The following is a 14,991-nucleotide window of genomic DNA, read 5'->3' on the forward strand; positions in this document are numbered from 1 at the left end:
ATGCCTCCCTAGATTGGCTGCAGCTTAGACGCTGCAGGCCAGCTTCACTTCGGCGGATTGCGCGGTCACCGACGAACCGATCGAGTTCAGCCCGTGCCACCTGGTGCTTGACGTTCCCTTGCACTTCTTGTCGGTTGCCCAGTACAGAGTTGAGTTCGGCGTGACTGTCACCGTCTCGAAGTCCTGAGCGTTCCACCCGAGAAGACCCGGTGTCTCGAGAAGGCCATTGACGGAGGTGGACCCGGAGCACCCGGCACTCAAGTGGTGCGAGTGGTAGCTCCACGCGTACCCAGACTCCTTGTAGGGCTTCTCCGCGGTGGAGGAGCTCGTGCACGCCGCGCTGATTGCCGTGTGGATCGCGGTGCCATCCGCGTAGTTGACCTGCACGGTCTGTCCCGGCTCGAGGGAGACACCTGCGGGGAGCGGAACCTCTTCGGATGACTTGATGCTGTTCGGTGCGGCACTGGCGACGCGGGGGCTCGTCGATGACGGCGACACGTCCAGGCGTGCTTTCAGCGCCGACATAGCTGCGTGGTCGACGGGCATCGCGGTTGATGTCTGGTCGATTACTCGGGTCCCAGTGGCAGCGGTCGTGTCTGCCTGCGCCGGCGCGGCAGCTCCAATGGTAAGAGCCGCGAGCGTCATCGCCCCACCCAGAGCCGCAACACGAACGTACGAATGCTTACGCATGAATCCCCCTTGATTCGGAACCTGCACATCGTTGTCCAGGTACCCGAAACACAGACCCATCGTTCTACATAGCAAAGTCACAGTCGCATAACGCCCAATCGCAAAACAACAGTCGCGGCACAGGTCATCAACCAAACGAAGCAGCCAGACCCGCCCACGCCGCGCCGAGCCGCGCTTCACCCTCAGGTCCGCCGGTAACGACGGCTGCAGGGCCGGAGCGGCCGTGACGTCCGACTGTTCCCGAGGCGTCCACGGGGCGGCTGCGGCTCGCACGACGGCAGGGAGGTGATCGGCGCCGGTGATGGTGAACGGCGCCGCCTGCAGGACTGCAGGGTTCCGGAGAACCACCGACCACGTGTCGTAGGTGCTGTCCTTCGCTGAGACGACCCGCGGCCGCCGACTGGCGATGCTGCCGAGCACCTCGACGATGCCCACGTGTCTCGGTAGCCGATCGGCTTTCGGAACGACTTTGAGGGCGCCGATCGTCGTCAGGGCTGCAGTGCGCGACTCATCTCAAGCAGCCGCATCGTCTGATTGCCGGGACGGCGGTCGCCGAGGAGCTGTAGGGGACGGTATCGGCCGGTGGGATGGAAGCCTTGCCGCGAGTAGAAGCGCATCGCTGGTACCGCGTGCTCGTAGACGTACAGCCGCAGAGTTGGGCCGCGTCTGGCAGCCCAGTCAACGACGTTTTTCAGGAGCGCGTCTGCGATGCCATGACGACGGCCTCGGAAGTCGGGGCTGACGTACACCCCGGTGAGTACCGGGGCCATCCCGTCGACATCACCGTGCTGGGCGCTCATCATTCCCACCCAGCGTCCTGACGTGCGCTCGATCGCGGCCACGCTTGTCGAGTCGGGGCCGTCCCCGCGCTTCGCGCGCAGCCGCCAGTCGCTCTCCGTCATGTGGAGCGTGTACTCCAGGCTGGCCCCGTAGGAGATCGGATTGTCGGTCGCATTCTCGATGCGAAGCTCACGAACCCGCTCCCAGTCATCTTCGGTGGTGGTGCGGATCAGGAACAGCTGGGCCATGCAGCCACGGTAGCGATGAGCAGCGTCCCGGAAACCGATCGGCTACCGGCGGGCCGGGGTCGTCTTGGCGAGCGGATGAGGGATCACGGGCAATCCGTTCTACGGTGTTGCAATGACGAGTGACGTCGAGGGCGGACCTGGCTGGGTCATCCGGGGCGCTGACCTTCGGCCAGCGATCACCGATCTCGCGAAGTTCCGTGACGGCATGGCAGGTGACCCGCTGGTTGCAGTCATTGAACTGTTGTGGACCGGTCACGCGCAGAACGCCCTCGAGCGCCTCGAACGACTCCCAGAGAGCATGCGCGTGCGAGCACTGATCGCAGACTGCAAACGTGATCTGGGTGATCACCTCAGCGCGGTCCGGGAGTATGACCGACTCGTTGCGGAGTGCGCTGGAACAGCCCGGGAGGCCGTCATGCGGCAACACCGAGCGAAGGCGTTGCTCGCCGCCGGCCGCGCGGACCGAGCAATCGAGGACTTCCGTCAAGCGGTCGAGCTCCGACGCGGACACGACACCGCTCTTCTCGCCTCAGCCGAGCAAGGTCTCGCCGCGGCCCAAGCAGCCGCACTCCGGCCACCGCTGGCGTAGCAATCTGTCTCGCTGACGAGTCGTTCAACGGACGTGCTTGCTCGAAGCCGCCAGGCGGGGACCCTCGATGGTTCTGGTCCCGGGTGGGGCTCCGCTCTCGGACGCCTACGTCTGAGAGCGGAGCTGAGGATTTAGCGGTTGGGGTGCGCTTGTCGGTTGACGCAGCGGTAGACGGTTGCGCGTCCGATGCCGAACAGCTCGGCGAGTTCGGCGACCGAGTGCGTGCCAGCTTCGTGGACCTCGAGGAGGTGGCGTTGTTGCGCGGGGCTGAGTTTGGGTTGCCGGCCGCGGAGGTGGCCTTTCGCTTTCGCGATCTGCATTCCTTCGCGCGTTCGGGCGCGGATGAGGTCGGACTCGAACTCGGCCACCATCGCGAGGACGTTGAACAGCAGTCGGCCGATGGGGTCGTTCGGGTCGTGGACGGAGCCGCCGATGTTGAGCTTGACGTTCTTGGCGGTGAGTTCGTCGACGATGTCCTTCGCATCGCGGAGGCTTCGTGCGAGCCGGTCGAGCTTGGCGATGACGAGTGTGTCCCCGTCACGACAGGAGGCAAGCGCTTCGCGCAGCCCTGGTCGTGATCTATTCGTGCCAGTCAGGCCATGATCGGTGTGGATGTTGGGCGGGAGGACTCCAAGCCGTTCCAGCGCGACGCGCTGGGCGGTGAGGTCCTGTTCGTAGGTTGAGACGCGGGCGTACCCGATGAGTAGAGCGTTCATGGCGCGAGGATCCGCCGACTTCCCGAGTCCGCCTCGTCTCGCACCGCGATCGTTGACCGGGCGCGCATGGGGATTGGTGGGATGCTTCCGGTATGCAGGCGAACATCCGGCTGGTGACCGTCCATGGCGAGCAGCAGGGCCGCGATGCGGACCTGGACCATGTGCAACAGTTCGAGGTTGAGACGGACGCTGGCCACAGGTACCTCGTCGTGTGTCAGGGCCCTCCTGTTGGCTCACCGTCGGACTGGGATGTGTCCAGCGCAGAGGATCGCCGCCCGGTGGGTCATGTGCGTCTGCTCGGGGCGGGCATGTCGGGCGCTACGACCTACCGATTCAAGAAGGCTGGAGCGCTCTTCGCCGGCGGGAAGCAGATGGACCTCTGGAACGCGGTGCAATCGCTCCTGGAGTGACTTACGACCGGTAGCCGATCCCCTACCGAGGCGGTCACCGGAGAGGGCAGAGTTCGGTGGTCGACGAGCCACTCGACGGCGATAGCAAACTAAACCTTTCATCCGGTATAGTTTGAAGGATGCATCTCTCCTCCCGTCGCAGATGGACCCTGCTCGCCGTGGTCACAGCGTCGTTGCTTCTGATCTCCCTGGACAACTCGATCCTCTACACGGCCCTACCGACCCTGACCGAGGAGATCGGCGCCACCGCGAACGAGGGTCTGTGGATCATCAACGCGTACCCGCTGGTCATGGCGGGTCTGCTGCTGGGAGCCGGAACACTCGGCGACCGCGTCGGGCACCGGCGGATGTTCCTGACCGGAATGAGCATCTTCGGGATGGCGTCACTGGTTGCTGCGTTCTCCCCGAACCCGGAGGTCCTGATCGCAGCACGAGCGATCCTGGCGGTTGGTGCGGCATCGATGATGCCGGCGACGTTGGCGTTGATCCGGGTGGCGTTCACGAACGACCGTGAGCGCAACGTGGCGATCGCGGTGTGGGGTAGCGTCGCGGTGCTCGGCGGTGCGCTGGGGCCGATCGTCAGCGGTCTGCTGCTCGAACAGTTCTGGTGGGGGTCAGTGTTCCTGATCAACGTACCTGTCGCCGTCATTGCCCTCGTCGCCGCCCTGTTCGTCGCCCCACCGAACGACCCTGATCCGACAAAGAAGTGGGATTTGCTTTCGTCGGTGTACGCGATGATCACGCTCGTCGGGGCAGTCGTTGCGATCAAGGAGATCGCACATCGTCCCCCGTCGGCGCTCGTGATCGGTGGGGCGCTGGCCGCCGCGGTCATCGGTGCCGTGCTGTTCACTCGCCGTCAGGCCCGGTTGCCGTATCCGTTGCTCGACTTCACCATCTTCCGGAACCCCGCGTTCTCTTCTGGGCTTCTCGGGGCTGGCCTGGGCATGTTCGCGTTCGCGGGCGTTCAACTCGTGACGACGCAGCGGTTCCAGCTCCTCGAGGGTATGACCCCGTTCCACGCGGGTCTGCTCGTGGCGCTGATCGCCGTGGGGACCCTCACCACCTCGCTCGCTGGCGGTTTCGTGCTTCACCGGGTCGGTCTACTTCCCCTCATCGCGGGCGGACTGGCGCTGAGCGCCGTCGGTGTGGTGATCATCGCGGTGTCCTTCCACTCTCTGAACGGCTGGCTGTTCCTGGGGCTGATCGTCCTCGGCGCCGGCTCCGGCGCGACGATGTCGGTCGCGTCCACGGCGATCGTCGGCAACGTGCCAGCCCGACGTGCCGGCATGGCTTCTTCAATCGAGGAAGTGTCGTACGAAGTGGGGAACCTTAGCGCTGTCGCGATCCTGGGCAGCATCGTGACTGCGATCTACTCCGCACTCGTGCGGCTCCCGAGCGGCATCGTGAACGCTGATCAAGCGCGTGAGAGTCTGTCCGCCGCGGCGGAAGCCGCACGAGCTTCGGACGATGGCCGCAGCATCCTCATTGCCGCCGGCAGCGCGTACGACACGGGCTACTTCGTGGTGATGGTGATCGTCGCATCAGTACTCGGTGTTGGGGCCATCGTCACCGGGATCCTTCTCCGCAGACACGGACCGGGATCGAACGCGACCATCCCGGACGCAGACCACTGACCTGGAAGGGCCTCTTCATGCGCGAGAGCAAACGCACCCTCGTTCTCGAATCCGCGGCACGGATCGTCGAGTCGTCGGGGATCACCGCGGTCACGTTCGACTCGGTTGCTGTCGAGTCAGGCCTCACCAAGGGCGGCCTGCTGTACCACTTCCCGACCCGGGAAGCCCTCCTCGAAGCGCTCCACGAGCACGAAGCCGCTCGCTGGGAACAGCAACTCCTGGATGCCCTCGAGGTGCCGTTCGACACCTCGACACGGGAGCAACGCCTCGCCGCGTACGTGGCAGTGTCCATGCGGTCCGCCTCGACAGCGGAACTCATGCTCCTGCTCGAGGCAACGTTCACCCCGACGCACGCGGAATCCTGGCGGACCGTCCTCAACCGCTGGACCGTCGGCGATGCAGCCACCGCGGCCGCGATGCCGATCGACCACCTCATCGTGCGGCTCGCGGCCGACGGGTTGTGGATGCACGAAGCCACCGCCGGCTTCGCGTTCGACGCCGCCACCCGAGAAGCGCTCCGCGAACGTCTCACGGAACTCCTCACCCGATCCACCGAGACCGACGGCGACCGGTAGACGATCGGCTATCGGATGCCGCGGCTACGTGTGGTGATGGAGCATGCCATCGGTCCGGTCGTGAGCGCATTCGTCGGCGACAGGGTCTTGATCGGCTATTGGGCCTGCAACCCTTGAGCGCGTGTACCAGTGTCAGACTGCGCGGTGGGATCGATGACGAGGGGCGCGATGAACCAGATTGAGGGCGTCGACGCTGAACGTGCACGGTTAGAACGCGTCGCGTGGGGGTCCGCATTGACACCTGCGGATGCGGCCCGCGCGCGGAGCGCCCTTGCCGCCCTGAGCAACGCTGAGCCCGACGCCGCCGACCGCACCGCGCTCGGACACGAGGTGTCTGACAGCAAGGAGTCTGAGGTCGGGGGCGTGGGTATTGCTACTGCCGCCGAGGAGCGTGGGGCGGGTGTCTGGCGGCGAGGCGGCCGCTTCCGCGGTACCAACCACCGGGTTATGTGGGCCCTTGGCGCAGCAGCCGTCGTGATCGCCTTCGTCGCGGGTACTGCGGTCGGTGTGTCCGTGGGTGGCCGCGCCGTCGAGCCGGCGTCGACTGTGACGCCGGCGACCGGGGCGGTGGCGGTCGACCGGCGGCTCGAGCAGCCGCAGACCGCTGCTGACCTGCCGCCGGCGGGGATCGTGACGTCGATGGAGTCCTCGAGCGCCCGGCTGGTGTTCACGAATCGTTCGCTGTCGGGCGACGATGCGGCGACGCCGTGGAACGTTTGGGCCGGGGTTGGGCGGGACGGGTCGACGATCTGCCTTGTCGCGTCGGCTGATCAGCTCGAGGGGACGAGTGCTTGCTACCCGCGGCGGGCGGCGCTGCACGGGCAGGTGTCGCTGTCGGCGACGGCGCTCAGCGGGACGTTGACGGTCCGCTTGGTCGGCGGTGGGGTGCGGGCATCGGTGGTGACTGGTTCCGAACCGATGTACACCGCCGGTCCGGTCGACTAATGCAGCCTCCCCTCCCGGCGCCCGACCCCGTACCTAGGGCGCGATCCACTTGATGGGCAGCTCGTGTGCAAGTACGGTGCAGCCGACCGTTCACCGATCTTTTACCGGACGACGCTATCCACTTCGCAGTCGGCCCTGTCTCGTAAACGGCCGGCACGACGCAAACGCTGCCGAGCTCCTGCGACACACGGCTGCGAGGGGATCAACGCTGGGTCTGCTGCGGCACATAACCGTGCTCCTGATACGCAGCGTCGGCAGGCCGAACCCCTCGTCACGCTTCGACGACGGACCCCAGAAGGACACTGAGCCGGTCACGGTCTGCAGCAGGGACATTATTGAGTAGCGGTGCAAGCGCTGCGAAAGTCCGTTCCTCGACTTCCGCGGCGAAGGTGTGCCCTCGCTGCGAGAGGGCGACTGTGAAACCGCGCTTGTCGTTGGCAGCGGGCTCGCGTTCGACGAGGCCGCGTCGTTCGGCGCGTGCGATCAGGCCCGACGTGCTGGAGCGATCTGTTCCGAGCGCCGCCGCCAGCTCAGCCATACGCAGTCGCCGGTCCCGGAGGATCGCAAGCATCGGCAACAGCGTCAGCGACATGTCCTCCTCGGCCGACAGCTTCGCGAGTCGCCCCATCACCTCGAACGACACTCGTGCGAGCAGTTCAGGGAGTTCTCGTTCCTCTGGCGTTGACATAGTTCGTAACCGCTCTTCCTCGCAACTGATATGCGGGATGTGTCCCGGCATGCTTGTACCGAAATCTCCGACCAGCCAGGGTCCCCGCCGTCTTCTCCGTGACGTCGTCTACGAGCAGATGCTCGAGGCGATCGAAAACGGCACGCTCGACACTGTTCTCGGTGTCCCTCGAGACCGCGGAGCCGAGTGGCCCGGGAATCCTGCGACTGTTCGGGACCGACCTCAACATGGAGGGACTCGAGCTCGAGCCCGATTCACACGCGGCGAAACGGGAGATGTTCGCCGAGTTCTTCAGCCGCGACCGTACTGCGCGCGCGTGATCGGGGATCTGGAGCGCAACCACTGACGGACCGGAGGCTCGGTGCCAGCTGGCACCGTCCCTCCAGGCTCGGCCGTCACCCCGCTGGCGCGGTGCGCCGGTACCGGCTGGTGGGGCCCACCTCCAGTCCCTCACGTGCCGCGCGCGATGAGTTGCTCGTGGTGGAGCTGGAGTTGCCGTCCACATCGCTGTGCAACGCGCTCACTGTGGGTGACGATCACGAACTTGCTTCCTGCTTGCTGCAGCCGGTCGAAGAGGGCGAGCACGTCGTCTTCGGTCGTCTCGTCCAGTGCGCCGGTGGGCTCATCGGCGAGGACGACGGCAGGGCGCTTCGCGATGGCTCGAGCGATCGCGACGCGCTGCGCTTCTCCTCCTGACAGTCGTCGTGGGCGCTTGCCAGCGAGGTGACTGATGCCGACCGCCTCGAGGGCGTCATGTGCTCGGGCGGCAGAATCAGCGCGAGCAGGAACGCCGAGCCGGACGTTGTCGAGCACGCTGCGGTCGCTGAGGAGGCTGTGGTCCTGGGTGACGATGCCGATGTGTCGCAGTCGGTGCGCCGCCATCCTCCGTGCGGTGCGCTCGAGCACGCGCCCGTCGTGCTCGTAGGTCCCGCCGAAGTCCGTGTCGAGGCCGGCGAGGATCCGGAGGAGCGTGCTCTTGCCGGATCCGCTCCGCCCGGTGATCGCGACCGAGTGATCGTCTTCATGAAGGTCGAAGTCGAGTCGGTCGAACAGTGCTCGGGTCGATCCGTCGGGCTCGGTGATGGTCTTCGAAACGTCGCGCAGCACGATCATCGTGGGGTACCTCTTCGGCGTTGGGCGGTCAGTTCGATGCGGACGGCTCGTCGACCGAGTACGCCGTCCGCCACACACCAGAGGAGCAGGGCGGTGCCGGCTCCGAGTCGTGCCATCGCACTGTCGTTGGGGAGCAGCGCGCTGGTCGCGAGGAACAGCCCGAGCGCGGCGGTGTACTCGGTCAGGCGGCTTGCGCGGAACAGTCGGTTCGTGGCATCCGGGCTCCTCCCGAGGAGATGGTGCACCCGTGCCACTGGCGCTCGACGGTGATGCAGGAGCCGGTGGAGGAACGCCGTGATGATGCCCACGCCCGTGGTGAGGACGGCGAGCAGCGCGGTGACGAGCACCAGGTTGTCCTGGATGAGCTGGCGGACGAGGGAGAGCTGCACGAGGTAGGCCGGAACTCCGAGCAACGTGTACGACCGGAAGCCGGTGTCGTTTCCGATCGCGTCGAGACGCGCGACGACGCCTCCCAAATCGAGGCGGTGATCGACGGCGAGATCGGCGTTGAGCATCTGGAACACCAGGCGCCCGAACAGCTCGGGATCCAGCCGGTCCAGTGCTGCTCGGTCGAGTCCGGCGAGTGTCGGCGGGTAGGGCACGATGACGGTGTCGTCGAGGTAGTGGTTGGCTTCACCGCGGAAGTACATGGCGCTGTTCGGTTCGAGGAATCCGACGACTTCGAGCTCCTGCTCCTGCAGGATGACCGCTCCGGTGAGTCGCTCGCCGAGCTCGTACACGCCGCGGTACTCGTTGCCGAGCAGCACCGGGATCCGGCCGGATCCCCAGTCGACAGCGCTCCACTCGATCGGCTTGCCGTCCTGCACGGAGAGCCCCGCGAACTCGTACGCGGTCTCGTTGAGCTGGATGGACTTGATGTCCTGAACGCTCCGTCCAGACTCGTCCTGGTACTTCCCGTTGAGCGTGTACTCGGTGCCGTACCCGACGTCGAAGCGGTCGTCGCCGCGGAAGTCCTGGACGGTGACGGGCTGGTCGTACGAGGAGATGAAGTCGAACCCGGGCTCGTCGTCGATGCGGTCGGCGAATGATGCGACTGCGTCGAGCGCGTGCTGGTCTCGCCGGATCGCTTCGAAAGCGTCCGGGTCGAGATCGTCGATCACCGTGTAGAGGTCGACGTCGGCATCGGCGGACAGGCCCTGGGCCACGGCCTGCGATGTGGACTGGGTGAACGATGCCACGTTGTGCCAGCAGAGTGCGAGCAGCACGAGCAGGACGATCTTGGCGACGATGATCGTCCAGTTGGACCGGAGGTCGTTCAGCAGTTCCATCGTCGGGTTCCCTGCCAGAACGAAGCGACGGCGACGGCGAGCATGACCGTTCCGACCGCGACGACTGCGGTGGTGACGTCGAGGTCGAGGCTGGTGGTCTGCCTGACGAGCGCCGCGCCCGCGAGGGCAGCCGTAGAGGCGGCGGTGCCGATCGCAGCCACTCTGGCGGCCGCGCTGCGAAGGGTGTTCAGTGGTCGGATCCCCGTGGTGAATCGGACGGCGGCGGCGCGGAGTTCCCATCGTCCAGCTTGCAAGCCAGCGACGACGGCGACGAGCACGACGACGAGTGCGCCCAGCGCGACCAGAACTGGCGACACAGCGTCGACGTTCGTCCTGCGGTTCGTGCCGTCGTCGATGATCTCGACGCTCCTGTCGGGGAACTGTGCGCTGTAGTGGTGGGCGCTGCTCGGGCCGTCCAGGAGTAGCCGCTGTGGTGACGCGGAGAACCGCGACGGATCGGCGATGACCACCTCATCGGACAGCAGACTGTCGGCGCGGACGCCGAGACGTCCCACCACGTTGTAGGTCGTGCCACCGACCGCGATGTCGTCACCGTGGACGCTGACGTCCGCGCCGGCGAGGGCTTCGCCGGGACCACTGGTCAGGGCATGCCCTTCGTGCAGGGGGACATCTGTCCACCGTCCCGACAGGATCGCAACGGCGCGGACACGATCATCGAGTTCCACGAACACCTTGGTTCCCGGTTCGAAGGCGCTCCGCGCACGCTCGAGATCGTCGAGGGTCGCGGTCACCCACGCGCTCTGGCCCGTGCGGAGGTCATTGCCTTCCGCGGCGATCACACGTCGGCGAGCGTCGAACACCCCGATCAAGACCGCCAACAGCGTGGCCAGCAGGAGCAGGCCCGCGATTGCCGTGATCTGTTGCTTCGTCACGTCTTCTCCTCACGCCGCAGCGGGTGTACATGCTCACGAGCCGTTAACATGTCAGACGTAGAACGTTTTGTCGAGCAACCTTGTTTTCGGTCGCAACCGTCCTGCGGACGCCTGATCGGGGATCTGCAGCGCGACCGCGGACGGACTGGAGGCCCGGTGCCAGCTGGCACCGGGCCTCCCGTCCGTCGATCAGTTCCGCCCAGGGCGACAGATCAGGCGGGCTCAGGCACGCGCGCGCCGTCGCCGGCTCCGCAGCGTCCACACCAGTCCACCGGCCGCGAGCAGTGCCGCCGCCAGCAGCCCGAGGGGGAGCAGGTTCGCGCCCGTCCAGGCCAGTGCGCCGCCCGGGTCGCTGCCCGCATCCGCGCCACCGTTGCCCGGCGCTGCCGCGCCCGGTGTACCGGATCCGCTGTCACCCGGCGTCGGAGCGCCGCTGCCCGGCGTGCCTGCGCTCGGCGACGCTGTCGGCGCCGGAGCAGCCGCAGCCACGACGGTGAAGGCGGCCCGAGCCAGGGCCACACCGTCGACCGACGCGGTGACGGTCACCCGACCGGACGCCGTGCCCGGCACCCGCAGGTCGGCTGAGAACGCACCGCTCGCGTCGGTGTGCGCGGTGGCCCCGCCGATGCGTGGCGCGGTCGCCAGCGCCACATCGGTGTCGGCCGGGAACCCGCTGCCGGTCACGGTCTGCGTGTCGCCCGCATCGACCCGAGGCGACTCGACCCGCAGGGCCGGGGTCGCCGCCGCCTTGCTGCTGAAGGCCACGACCGTGCGCTTCGTCACGGACCGCTCGTCGACCGGCACGGTGATGGTGCGGGTGGCGGCGTCGTAGGTCCACGCGGTGTTCGTGATCACTCGGCCGTCGATGGTGACGGTGCGGGGGCGGTCGGCGTTCGTGAACGTCGCCGTCCACGAGCGGTCCTGCACCTGGCCGGCGAAGGAGCCGTCGGTGGGGGCGATGGCGAGCGAACCGCCGGTCGCCTGCTGCGTGTAGCGGACGGCGGTGGAAGCGCTGCCCGCCGCGGCCTTCGCGGACGCGGCGGCCGTGGTCATCGCGCTCGACTTCGCGGTGTCGGCGGCGTTGTCCGCAGCGCCGTCCTCGCCGGCGTCTTCGTGCAGGTCGAACGAGCCGTTCGCTCCGGTCGCCACCGTCAGGGTGACGGCATCGAGCGGTGCGGCGTCGTTCCCGACCTGCTCCGAGCGGGTGGGGACGATGCCGCCGCTCTTCACGAACACCGGCATGCTGTTCAGGTCGGTCGTCACGTCGGCGGTGGTGCCGCCCGCGTACGTCTTGCCGGTGAACCAGTCGGTCCACGAGCTGCCGGCCGGGAACCAGACGGACCGAGTCGCCTTGCCGGAGTCGTCGTTCGCGGTGGTGACCGGGGCGACGAGCACGTCCGGGCCGTACAGGTACTCCGAGCCGGCCTGGGCGTAGGACTCCTGCGCCTCGGGGTACTGCAGGTAGAGCGGCTGCAGGATCGGCGTGCCGGTCTCGGTGGCCTGGGCCGCGAGCGTGTAGGTCAGGGGGACCAGGGCCTCGCGGAGGTTCAGGAACTGCTTGGCCGAGGCCTCGGCGGCGGCCGGGTACTGCCACGGCAGCCGGTCGCTGTGGTTGCTGTGCAGGCGGTCGATCGGCTGGAAGGTCCCGAGCTGCACCCAGCGGGCGTAGAGGTCCTCGGGCAGCTGGGTCGTGCCTTCCTCGGCGCCCTCGATGCCGTACTGCCCGCCGTTGTGGCCACCGATGTCGTGGCTGACCGAGGCCAAGCCGGTCGCAGCGGACTCACCCGGGGTGTACCCGACCTCGGCGAGCAGCATGTCCCACGACGACGTGGTGTCGCCGGTGAAGTGCACGGTCGTGCGCTTGTCCGCCCACGGTCCGGTCGGGACCGCCTGCGGGTTGCCGTAGCCACCGGCGGTCAGCGAGCCGTACGCCCGCGAGAACGCGAGCCCCCGGCCGCCGAGCGCCTGGTCCGTGTACTTCGCGTACTGCTGGTTGATGAACGCGTCGGGGGTGACGCCGTTCGCGGAGTACTTCGAGTTCTCGCTGCAGCACCAGTCGAGCCACCACATGTCGACGCCCTTCGGCTGCAGCGAGGTGTGCAGGTCGAAGTAGGCCTTCAGCTGGTCGGGGTCGGACCAGTCGAACAGGTACCGGTCGCCGTCGCCCTTGGTGAGCTTGCCCTTCGCAGTGGCCTGGGCCTTCGCGAACTGCGGGTCCTGGCTCGAGATCGACGGGTGGATGTTGAGGGTGTTGTGGATGCCCTCGGCGTGCCAGTCGGCGAGCAGGCCGGTCATGTCCGGGATCCGGGACGGGTCGACCGACCAGCCGTTCCACTTGCTGTCGCCCTGGTTGGTGGTGCTGCCGATCTTGTAGTCGGTGTCGATCGCCATGACGTCGACGGGCACGTCCTCGTCCTCGAACTGCTTCGCGATCGCCAGGTAGTCGGCCTGCGAACGGTCGTAGTACTCGGAGTACCAGACGCCGTACGCCCAGCGGGGGAGCAGCTTCGTCGGACCGGTCAGGACGGCGAGCTCCTGCAGGGCATGGCGGTAGTCGGAGCCGTACCCGAAGACGTAGCCGTCCTGGTAGCGCTCGCCGCCGTGGTCACCCGCCGGCGTGACGGTGTCGTTCGCCTGGTCGTACAACGCCGAGGCGCTGTCGTCGAGGAGTGACCAGCCGTCCTGGTAGAGCAGACCCGGGTTCGTCTTCACGGATCCGTTGGCGGTGTCGAGGTCGCGTCGGTACCCACCGAGCGGGGCGTGCGCGGCGAGGACCGGCGACGCGGTGTCGACCACGGCGACGGTGTCGAAGTTCACGTTGCAGTTGTTCGCCACGGTCGGGCACCCGATCACGACGTCGTTCCTGCCGGCGGCCAGGTGCACCGGCACGGTGGCGGTGTTCCAGTAGTCCCAGCCGCTCGTCTTCGGGAGCGGTGCAGTGGTCGCCTGTTGACCGGCCGGGGCCGCGGTGAGCGTCGGCGTCCCGGCGGAGCCGTTGGCGTAGCGGACCTGCAGGGCGTAGTCGCCCGCGGCCGGCACGCCGGTGACGTGGGTCGTCAGCTGCGCCCCGGCACGCTCGAACCCGGCGACGAAGCCGGTTCCGGCGAAGCCGTTGTGGTTCGTGGCGGTCGTCGCAGGGGCTGTCCGTGCCGAGTCCTCGGCCTGGCACACGGTGCCGAACGCGCAGTCCTCGCCGGTGACCGTGGTCGACGGCGCCGGGTAGGCAGCACCGGTGCTGACCAGGGCCAGGCTGTCGACGTTCACCCGGCCGGAGTCGTCCGCGGTGCGTTCGATGCGCACGCGGTGCTCGCCCGCCGTCAGGTCGAGCGTCGTGGCGGCGGTGGTCTTCCAGTCGTCCCAGTTCGCGCCGGGTGCGAGCCGGATCGTCTTGGCGGCTCCGCCGTCGACGGTCACGCTGAGGGTGCGGGTGGCGACCTGGCCGTCGCCGCCCTGCGAGTTGGCGTAGCGCAGGGCGAGGTCGTACGATCCGGCACGTTCCGCCGTGGTCGTGAAGGTCATGGCGTTGCCGACGGACTCGAAGCCCGCGGCGAACCCGGCTCCGGTGAAGCCCGTGTGGTCCGTGGCGAGGGACAGACCGGTGAGTCCGAGCGTCTCGGCCTCGCAGAGCGACCCGATCGTGCAGGACGGGGTCGGCGTCGACACCCACGGGGTGCCGGTGACCCGCTGGCCGGACGCCGTGGTCACGGTGGTCTGCAGGGTGTCCTGCGTGAACGCCCCCGAGCCCTCCTTGTAGCGCACGGTCATCGCGCCCGTGTCGAGCGTCAGCCAGCCGTCCCGCTCGGTCTTCGTGAACGTCGTCGGGGCGAAGTCGTCACGCCCGATGACGTTGAAGGTGCTGCCGTCGGTGAACTGGGAGTCGCCGGCGTACTCGGTGCGGATCAGCGTGGGGGAGAGCACCTCGAACCGGGCCTGGCCCGAGACGACGGTGCGCGCCGCTGCGGGGTCCGCGGCGGCCGGGATCGCGGCGATCCCGAGCATGCCGAGGGCGGTCGTAGCGACGATGCCCGACGACAGCGCGCGGCGCAGCCCTCGGGAACGGAAGGAGATGGGGCGCAAGTGGGTGCTCCTCGTGGACGTCGTCGTCCATCGGGCCGTGCAACGGCCGTGACCTGCGGGCCGTCCCTGCGGCGGCCCGTTTACAACGCTGTAAACCATACGACGCGGATGGCCCCCGAGGAAGGGGCAGCCGTCGGCGGCTCGTTTCGCGGCTCCCGCCGCACCGGTCAGTGTCGTGGTCGCGTCGTGCGCGGCCCTGGACTCGAGCCGCTGACGGACTGGAGGCCCGGTGCCAGCTGGCACCGTGCCTCCAGTCCGGCCGTCACCCCGCTGGCGCGGTGCGCCGGTACCGGCTGGTGGGGTCCACCTCCAAGCACGGCCGTCACCCCGCTGGCGAGCGCCGT

14 protein-coding genes are annotated in these 14,991 nt (G+C 67.7%); 6 read left to right on the forward strand and 8 right to left on the reverse strand.

Annotation, left to right across the window (positions count from 1 at the left end):
• Window positions 1–24: 24 nt before the first annotated feature.
• Entirely contained in the window at window positions 25–1,125 is a 1,101-nt protein-coding gene (locus DEJ30_RS04930) for a hypothetical protein (protein ID WP_110859295.1), read from the reverse strand.
• A 53-nt stretch (window positions 1,126–1,178) separates the two neighbouring features.
• Window positions 1,179–1,718 carry a GNAT family N-acetyltransferase gene (locus tag DEJ30_RS04935; protein ID WP_110859296.1) on the reverse strand — a complete coding sequence of 180 codons (540 nt, stop codon included), beginning with the start codon at window positions 1,716–1,718 and terminating at the stop codon, window positions 1,179–1,181.
• Between the two features lie 112 nt (window positions 1,719–1,830).
• Between DEJ30_RS04935 and DEJ30_RS04940 the strand changes: the two genes are divergently transcribed.
• Window positions 1,831–2,307: a hypothetical protein gene (locus tag DEJ30_RS04940; protein WP_110859297.1), complete on the forward strand. Its 477-nt coding sequence runs from the start codon at window positions 1,831–1,833 to the stop codon at window positions 2,305–2,307.
• 131 nt (window positions 2,308–2,438) lie between these two features.
• On the opposite strand, the gene DEJ30_RS04945 is transcribed toward DEJ30_RS04940, so the two are convergent.
• A complete protein-coding gene (locus DEJ30_RS04945) occupies window positions 2,439–3,023 on the reverse strand; it encodes a recombinase family protein (protein WP_083295199.1) in 585 nt (194 codons plus the stop codon).
• A 92-nt stretch (window positions 3,024–3,115) separates the two neighbouring features.
• Here DEJ30_RS04945 and DEJ30_RS04950 point away from each other — a divergent pair, with 92 nt between their 5' ends.
• The 4 genes from DEJ30_RS04950 (at window position 3,116) to DEJ30_RS04965 (ending at window position 6,587) form a co-directional block, all read left to right on the forward strand.
• On the forward strand, window positions 3,116–3,433 hold the full coding sequence (locus tag DEJ30_RS04950; RefSeq protein ID WP_110859298.1) for a hypothetical protein: 318 nt from the start codon (window positions 3,116–3,118) through the stop codon (window positions 3,431–3,433).
• Window positions 3,434–3,552: 119 nt separating this feature from the next.
• Window positions 3,553–5,067, forward strand: a complete 1,515-nt coding sequence (locus DEJ30_RS04955; RefSeq protein ID WP_110859299.1) for an MFS transporter — start codon at window positions 3,553–3,555, stop codon at window positions 5,065–5,067.
• Window positions 5,068–5,084: 17 nt separating this feature from the next.
• Window positions 5,085–5,642, forward strand: coding sequence for a TetR/AcrR family transcriptional regulator (locus DEJ30_RS04960; RefSeq protein WP_110859300.1), 558 nt, complete (start codon window positions 5,085–5,087; stop codon window positions 5,640–5,642).
• 168 nt (window positions 5,643–5,810) lie between these two features.
• Window positions 5,811–6,587 (forward strand): hypothetical protein, encoded by a 777-nt coding sequence (locus DEJ30_RS04965; protein ID WP_110859301.1) that lies wholly within the window; start codon window positions 5,811–5,813, stop codon window positions 6,585–6,587.
• Between the two features lie 271 nt (window positions 6,588–6,858).
• Here the strand turns inward: DEJ30_RS04965 and DEJ30_RS04970 are convergent, their stop codons facing one another.
• Window positions 6,859–7,326, reverse strand: coding sequence for a MarR family winged helix-turn-helix transcriptional regulator (locus tag DEJ30_RS04970; protein WP_110859302.1), 468 nt, complete (start codon window positions 7,324–7,326; stop codon window positions 6,859–6,861).
• 110 nt (window positions 7,327–7,436) lie between these two features.
• Here DEJ30_RS04970 and DEJ30_RS18070 point away from each other — a divergent pair, with 110 nt between their 5' ends.
• Entirely contained in the window at window positions 7,437–7,595 is a 159-nt protein-coding gene (locus DEJ30_RS18070; protein WP_181420008.1) for a hypothetical protein, read from the forward strand.
• Between the two features lie 130 nt (window positions 7,596–7,725).
• On the opposite strand, the gene DEJ30_RS04975 is transcribed toward DEJ30_RS18070, so the two are convergent.
• The 4 genes from DEJ30_RS04975 to DEJ30_RS04990 all read right to left on the reverse strand — a co-directional run bounded on the left by DEJ30_RS04975 (window position 7,726) and on the right by DEJ30_RS04990 (window position 14,647).
• Window positions 7,726–8,388, reverse strand: coding sequence for an ABC transporter ATP-binding protein (locus tag DEJ30_RS04975; RefSeq protein ID WP_110859303.1), 663 nt, complete (start codon window positions 8,386–8,388; stop codon window positions 7,726–7,728).
• A complete protein-coding gene (locus DEJ30_RS04980; protein ID WP_110859304.1) occupies window positions 8,385–9,677 on the reverse strand; it encodes a hypothetical protein in 1,293 nt (430 codons plus the stop codon). Before DEJ30_RS04980 ends, DEJ30_RS04975 begins: the two co-directional genes overlap by 4 nt.
• Window positions 9,665–10,570, reverse strand: coding sequence for a hypothetical protein (locus DEJ30_RS04985; protein ID WP_110859305.1), 906 nt, complete (start codon window positions 10,568–10,570; stop codon window positions 9,665–9,667). The genes DEJ30_RS04980 and DEJ30_RS04985 overlap by 13 nt, the downstream gene beginning before the upstream one ends.
• 222 nt (window positions 10,571–10,792) lie before the next feature.
• On the reverse strand, window positions 10,793–14,647 hold the full coding sequence (locus tag DEJ30_RS04990) for a TIM-barrel domain-containing protein (protein WP_220032928.1): 3,855 nt from the start codon (window positions 14,645–14,647) through the stop codon (window positions 10,793–10,795).
• Window positions 14,648–14,991 lie beyond the last annotated feature (344 nt).

It is taken from the genome of Curtobacterium sp. MCPF17_003, assembly GCF_003224385.1.
Classification (GTDB): Bacteria; Actinomycetota; Actinomycetes; order Actinomycetales; family Microbacteriaceae; genus Curtobacterium; species Curtobacterium flaccumfaciens.